This window comes from Flavobacterium sp. GW823-FHT06G12 (genome assembly GCF_058794775.1).
Genome location: NZ_JBXAHE010000007.1, coordinates 186086 through 192671, shown reverse-complemented (window position 1 = coordinate 192671; position 6586 = coordinate 186086). Strand labels below are relative to the sequence as shown.

General features: G+C 31.9%; 6 protein-coding genes. 5 read left to right on the top strand and 1 reads right to left on the bottom strand.

Annotated elements, in window-relative coordinates; genetic code table 11:
* Positions 1–202 precede the first annotated feature (202 nt).
* A complete protein-coding gene (locus AC1Q5Z_RS23080; RefSeq protein WP_198858131.1) occupies positions 203–883 on the bottom strand; it encodes a DUF4294 domain-containing protein in 681 nt (226 codons plus the stop codon).
* 81 nt (positions 884–964) lie between these two features.
* On the opposite strand from AC1Q5Z_RS23080, the gene AC1Q5Z_RS23075 reads away from it, so the two are divergent.
* From AC1Q5Z_RS23075 to AC1Q5Z_RS23055, 5 genes are all read left to right on the top strand, one after another.
* Positions 965–2053, top strand: coding sequence for a M42 family metallopeptidase (locus AC1Q5Z_RS23075; RefSeq protein WP_492447058.1), 1089 nt, complete (start codon positions 965–967; stop codon positions 2051–2053).
* A gap of 64 nt (positions 2054–2117) precedes the next feature.
* The gene (locus AC1Q5Z_RS23070; RefSeq protein WP_492447056.1) at positions 2118–2798 is read left to right on the top strand and encodes a response regulator transcription factor; all 681 of its coding nucleotides are present in this window, start codon (positions 2118–2120) and stop codon (positions 2796–2798) included.
* The gene (locus AC1Q5Z_RS23065) at positions 2795–4156 is read left to right on the top strand and encodes a HAMP domain-containing sensor histidine kinase (protein WP_343586351.1); all 1362 of its coding nucleotides are present in this window, start codon (positions 2795–2797) and stop codon (positions 4154–4156) included. The genes AC1Q5Z_RS23070 and AC1Q5Z_RS23065 overlap by 4 nt, the downstream gene beginning before the upstream one ends.
* An 84-nt stretch (positions 4157–4240) precedes the next feature.
* Complete coding sequence (locus tag AC1Q5Z_RS23060) at positions 4241–5488, top strand: TolC family protein (protein WP_198858121.1); 1248 nt, start codon at positions 4241–4243, stop codon at positions 5486–5488.
* Positions 5489–5500: 12 nt separating this feature from the next.
* Positions 5501–6586, top strand: coding sequence for an efflux RND transporter periplasmic adaptor subunit (locus tag AC1Q5Z_RS23055; protein WP_286967549.1), 1086 nt, complete (start codon positions 5501–5503; stop codon positions 6584–6586).

Genomic DNA, 6586 nt, shown 5'->3' with positions numbered 1-6586 from the left:
GCCCCGATGCAAGCGGAAATCCTTTTTGGGCAGGGGTTCGGGTGCAATCTTTTGCAGCCCATAGCCGCAAACGGCCCGCATTTATCATTAAAACTTCAGCCTACCTGCACTTATATATAATAGGCGCATAAAAACAAACCCGACAGGTTTTCAAAAAACTGTCGGGTTGTACATTATATATAGTAGTCCTTTATATATAGCATTATTTTTTATTTAAGTCTTTGGCTTTCTGTTGCCATTTTTCTGATAGATCTTCATAATCTATCGGAGTGGCTGGTTTTTGATTTATTAATCGGCCAGATTCAAATGCTCGAACTAATATTGTTTCTATTAGATAGTCTTCGTTTACATCGTATGGCTTATATTCTTCTTTTAAACTAATGTCAAACAAATTAGCAGTTGTATTAGAAACAAAAGCTTTGAATCCGCTTTTTAATGTTTTGATTAGTTCATAAGTTGTAATTCCTGTTTGACGATGAACCAGCTTTACTAAAATCTGACCTTGTTTTCTAGAAAGCTTTTTAAGTCTTTCTTCGAATTCGTTATTTAAATAATCTTCGACGATTTTAAAATACTTCTTTTTTTCTCGACTCGTTTTTAAACGTGACATTCCATTATTCAAAGCCGTTAATCGCTCTGCTGCCAGCTTAGCATATGGATATACTTTATACACTCTGTTTTGAAGAATTTGAAATTGTTTCATTTCCTCAGGACTCATCTTTTGCCCTTTTGAAATAATTATTTCTGGAAGCTGAATAGTATCGCCTAAAATAGAATCTCTTTCTGTTAATATATATCCCATTTGCTCGTTCTCTTTAGGAGTAACTTGGGCTTTGGAAGAAAAACAAACTAAGAGTAAAAATAAAAAGGTGGTTAATCTCATTGAATCATAATTTAAGTGTAAAATTATATATTTATACACAACTCTGATACCAAATTTATATTTTAGCGGAAAAATATTTTTATGAGCACAAATTCTATCTTAAACGATACTTCTTTAGCATTCTTAGAAAGCTACCTAAATAACGCTTCCCCTACTGGTTACGAAAGTGAAGGCCAGAAACTTTGGATGAACTATTTAAAACCTTATATTGACACCTTTATTACTGATACTTACGGAACTGCTGTTGGAGTAATTAATCCTGACGCACCGTATAAAGTTGTTATTGAAGGGCATGCGGATGAAATTTCTTGGTATGTAAACTACATTACAGAAGATGGTTTGGTTTATGTAATACGAAATGGTGGTTCAGATCATCAGATTGCTCCTTCTAAAAGAGTTAATATTCATACTAAAAACGGAATCGTAAAAGGTGTTTTTGGATGGCCAGCAATTCATACTCGTTTACGCGACAAAGAAGAAATTCCTAAACTAAGTAATATTTTTATTGATTTAGGTTGCGAAAACAAAGAGCAAGTTGAAGCTTTAGGTGTTCATGTTGGATGTGTGATTACGTATCCTGATGAATTTATGATCTTAAACGAAAACAAATTTGTCTGTCGTGCTATCGATAATAGAATGGGCGGTTTTATGATTGCTGAAGTTGCTCGTTTATTAAAAGAGAACAATAAAAAACTTCCTTTTGGTTTATATATTGTGAATTCTGTTCAGGAGGAAATTGGTCTTCGTGGAGCTGAAATGATTGCGCATAGAATAAAACCAAATGTAGCGATTGTTACTGATGTTTGCCATGACACCACTACTCCAATGATTGATAAAAAGGTAGAAGGTGATCTTAAAATGGGCAAAGGTCCTGTTATTGGCTATTCACCAGCAATTCAGAATAAATTACGTGATTTGATTGTAGACGTAGCTTCAGAAAATAAAATTCCTTTTCAGAGACATGCTACTTCACGTGCAACTGGAACAGATACTGATGCTTTTGCTTATAGCAATGGCGGTGTTCCCTCTGCATTAATTTCGCTTCCTTTGCGTTATATGCATACAACAGTAGAAATGGTTCATAGAGATGATGTTGAAAATATTATTAAGTTAATTTATGAGTCACTACTGAAAATCGAGAACAACGAGACGTTCTCTTACTTTAATTAAAAAAACAATACCACACTAAATTCGGCTATTTCATGAAATGGCCGAATTTTTAAATCTCCCCAGAATGAAAATATTACTGCTCGAAGACGATTTTACTTTGTCTAAAGAAATCTCTGCCTTCTTTACCTCAAAGAAGTTCGAGTGTGTTCCATATTATGATGGCTCATTGTTGCTGAAAAAGTATTTTCCCTACGAATATGATTTGATTATTCTTGACATCAATGTTCCTGGATTAAACGGAATAGAGGTTTGCAAAGACATTCGTAAAATTGATATTAAAACGCCAATAATAATGTTAACCGCTTTTAGCGAAATTGAAGACAAATTATCTTCTTTTGATAATGGCGCAGACGATTATCTAGTAAAACCTTTTCATTTTGAAGAATTATACGCTAGAGTACAATCTCTTTTAAGACGAAAGGAAGTTCCGCAACAGGTAGAAAGCAAAATTGTGATCAAAGATTTAGAAATTTACGAAGAAGACATGAAAGTTTTTAGATCTGGCGAAGAAATAAAACTTACTCCTAAAGAGTTTAAATTGATTTTAATTTTGGCTCATGCCAAAGGAAAAGTGCTTTCTAAACAATTTATTGCAGAAAAACTTTGGGATTATCATATCGAAACTAATCAAAATACAATTGAAGTTTATATCAACTTTTTAAGAAAAAAAATCGATAAGGATCACGAAATAAAACTTATTCGTACCAAGGTTGGTTACGGTTACTATCTAAGCGATCAAGAATGACATTAAAAAATAGAATATCACTTTTAGTCAGTTTACTGTTTACCATTCTTTTTGGATTGGCTTCAACAGTGATATTCATTTTGTATTCTAATTATAGAAAAGAAGAGTTTAGAGATCGATTAGAAATTAAGGCTTTGTCGAATATTAAATTATTGGTAAATGTCAAACAAGTCGACAATCAGCTTTTAAAAATAATAGACCAGAACTCTATTAATAAACTTTATGATGAGAAAACCTTAGTTTTTGATTCTAATTATAAACTTATTTATAGTAGTATCGATGATGCAAAAATCAATTGGTCTGTTGAAGATTTAAAATATTTAAAAAAGAATAAAACCTTTTTTAAACAGCAAGGAGATTACGAAGTTTATGGCGTTTTTTACGATACAAACGATAAAGATTTTTATGCTCTAATTTCTGCGACAGATGATTACGGAAAAAAGAAACTCCTTTTTTTAAGATACACATTAGTTGTTTCGTACATTTTCTTTACCACAATCTGCTGGCTATTAACTTCTTTTATGGTTAGAAAAGCAATGGATCCGCTTCTTGCTTTTCATCAGAAAATAAAAAATATAAACGAAAATAATCTCGATACTAGAATTGCATCTAATAGCACGAAGAACGAAGTTGATCTCCTTGCTGATGAGTTTAACTTTATGATGGATCGAATAGAAGTTTCCTATCAAAAACAAAAAGAATTTACTGCTCACGCCTCGCACGAATTAAGGACGCCTCTTTCTAGAATGACTTCGCAGATCGAAAATGCCATTGCCGATCCCGAAATAAAACCAAAAAACAGTTCTTTTCTAAATAATATATTAGCCGATGTTAATCATTTAGGAGAGTTGATTAATTCCCTATTAATTCTTTCTAAAATTGATAATAGAAGAACAGAAAACAATGAAATTCAGCGTATAGATGAGATTTTATTCTCTTCTATAGAAAAAATCAACAAAACGTTTCCAGATTTTGCTATTCTTTTTGAAATGGAAGAAAGTGATGATTTGGATACCGCTTTAGAAATAAAAGGAAATAAAAATCTTCTAGAAATTGCTTTAACCAACATTTTAAAGAATGCCTACATCTACTCCGATAACAAACAGGCAAAAGTAAAAATAAGCACTGATCATTATCATCTTATAATTTCAGTATCAAATACTGGAAACACTCTTAGCGAAGAAGAACAAAAAAGTCTTTTTGAACCTTTTATGCGCGGGCAAAATTCAAAAAAAACTTCAGGATTCGGTCTTGGTCTAAGAATTGTCCATCGCATTTTGACAGTTCATAAAGCCAACATAATCTACTCAACTCCAAATATTAACACGAATTTATTTCAATTATTTTTCGAATTATAAACTTTTTTAAGCTATTTTTAAGGTAGATTTTAAGCTCCCCTAAAGCCTGTTGATAGCATATTTGTATAATCCAAAAACAATACAATGAAAAAGTTATTCGCATTGCTGTTATTTGCAGTTCTAAATCAAGCTGCAATAGCCCAAAAAACAGCTACCTTAGAAGACTGTGAAGGCCAATTCTTAAAAAAGAATTTATTTCTCTTAGCATCGCAGTATAATATTGATGCTTCAAAAGCTCTAGCCATTCAAGCCCGAATTTGGGACAACCCCACTATCACTGCCGAACTTAATGCGTATAACCCCGAAAGAGACAAGTTTTTTGACATCGGGAAAGAAGGACAAAAAGCGTTTGGTATCGAACAGCTAATTTATCTTGGCGGTAAAAAACGTAACGAAGTTAAACTCGCACAAACTAATGCTCAATTGGCAGAATTATCATTTAATGATTTAATGCGCACCTTAAAACTACAACTTCGTAAAAGTTTTTATACTGTCTACTACAACAGTAAAAATCTCGAAAACACAGATAAACAATTGGCTCATATCGAAGATTTAATCAATTCTTATTCTGTTCAGGCTCAAAAAGGCAATATTCCCTTAAAAGATGTTGTTCGTTTGCAATCTTTATATCTTAATTTCAAAAATGAACGACTAGAAGTTGTAAATAACAATATAGAAGAGCAAGCAAATCTAAAGCTTTTAATGAACGAAACGGAAAATGTAATTCCAGTTGTCAGTAAAGATGATTCGAATAAATATTTAAAAATTATTCCTTTAGATATTAAAAGTTTCGAAGAACAAGCAATTGCAAATCGACCTGATTATTTAGCAAAACAAAAAGAAATAGAGGCTAATGAAATAAATGTAAAATGGCAGAAATCGCTTGCAATTCCAGATCTTACTTTAGGTGCAAATTACGATCAGCGAAGTGGAGCTTTTAATAAAGAATCTAATGTTAGCCTTGGTATTCCGCTACCGTTATGGAATAAAAACAAAGGAAACATTAAATATGCTCAAACTATTTTAGAACAATCTAAAGTTGAAAAACAAAATTTTGAACTACAGCTGCAAACTGAAATTACTTCAGCTTGGACAAAATGGGATGAATCAAGACAAAACTACAGTGTGATTAAACCAACTGTAAATTCAGATTTTGAAGCAGTTTACAACGGAATGCTAACTAATTTTCAAAAACGAAATGTAAGCCTTTTAGAATTTACCGACTTTATGGAAAGCTACAATCAGGCAATAATTCAGTTAAACGAATTAAAGAAAAAAGTAGTATTAGCAGGTGAAGAGTTAAATAGTACCATCAACAAAGATTTATTTTAAAACAGTAAAGAAATGAAACATACATTATTCATAGGAATCGCAGTTGCAACTCTATCTCTAACAGGCTGCAAAAAAGAAGTAGAGAATCCTGAAACAAATACATCTTTTGTTTTAAGTGATACTATGCTAAAAACTACTACAACAGCCGAAGCTACGACCCAACCATTAAAGAACGAACTTAGTTTTTATGGAAAAATTACGGCTGATAATAATAAAATGATTGACGTTTACCCGTTGGTCGGCGGAAATGTTATGAAAGTAAATGTTGAACTTGGTGATTATGTAAAAAAAGGACAAGTTCTGGCAACCATAAAAAGTACCGATGTAGCCGATTTTGAAAAGCAATCTATAGATGCTAAAAGTGATTTGCTTGTTGCAAAAAACAATTTAAAAGTAGCGCAAGAATTATTTGACGGCAAATTAAATTCTGAAAGTGATGTTCTACAGGCAAAATCTGAAGTAAACAAAGCACAGTCACAATTAAGTAAAATTCAGGAAACTTATAAAATTTACAATATTAAAGCAGGTTCTATTTATGAAGTGACAGCTCCAATAAGTGGTTTCATTATTCAAAAAAGCATTAATCAAGATATGCTTTTACGTAATGACCGTTCTGAGAACATATTTGATATTGCAGAAATCAGCGAAGTTTGGGCAATGGCTAATATTAATGAAATCGATATTAATAAAGTAAAATTAGGAACAGCTGCTGCTGTTACTACCCTTAGTTATCCAGATAAAACGTTTAACGGAAAAGTAGATAAAATCTACAACGTAATTGATCCAGAAACCAAGGCAATGCAGGCAAGAATCAAATTGAGCAATCCTGATTACATGTTAAAGCCTGATATGAATGCGAATATCAAATTATCTTTTAACGAAAACCAATCGATGATAGCCGTACCTAGTAAAGCTATTGTTTTTGACAAAAGTAAAAACTTTGTTGTCGTATTTAAAGACCGTAATAACATAGAAACTAGACAAGTAGAAGTTTATCGAGTTGTTGGTGATACAACTTATATCTCAAGTGGTTTAAAAGAAAATGAAAAGGTAATTACAAACAATCAGCTATTTATTTATGGTGCTTTAAATAATTAA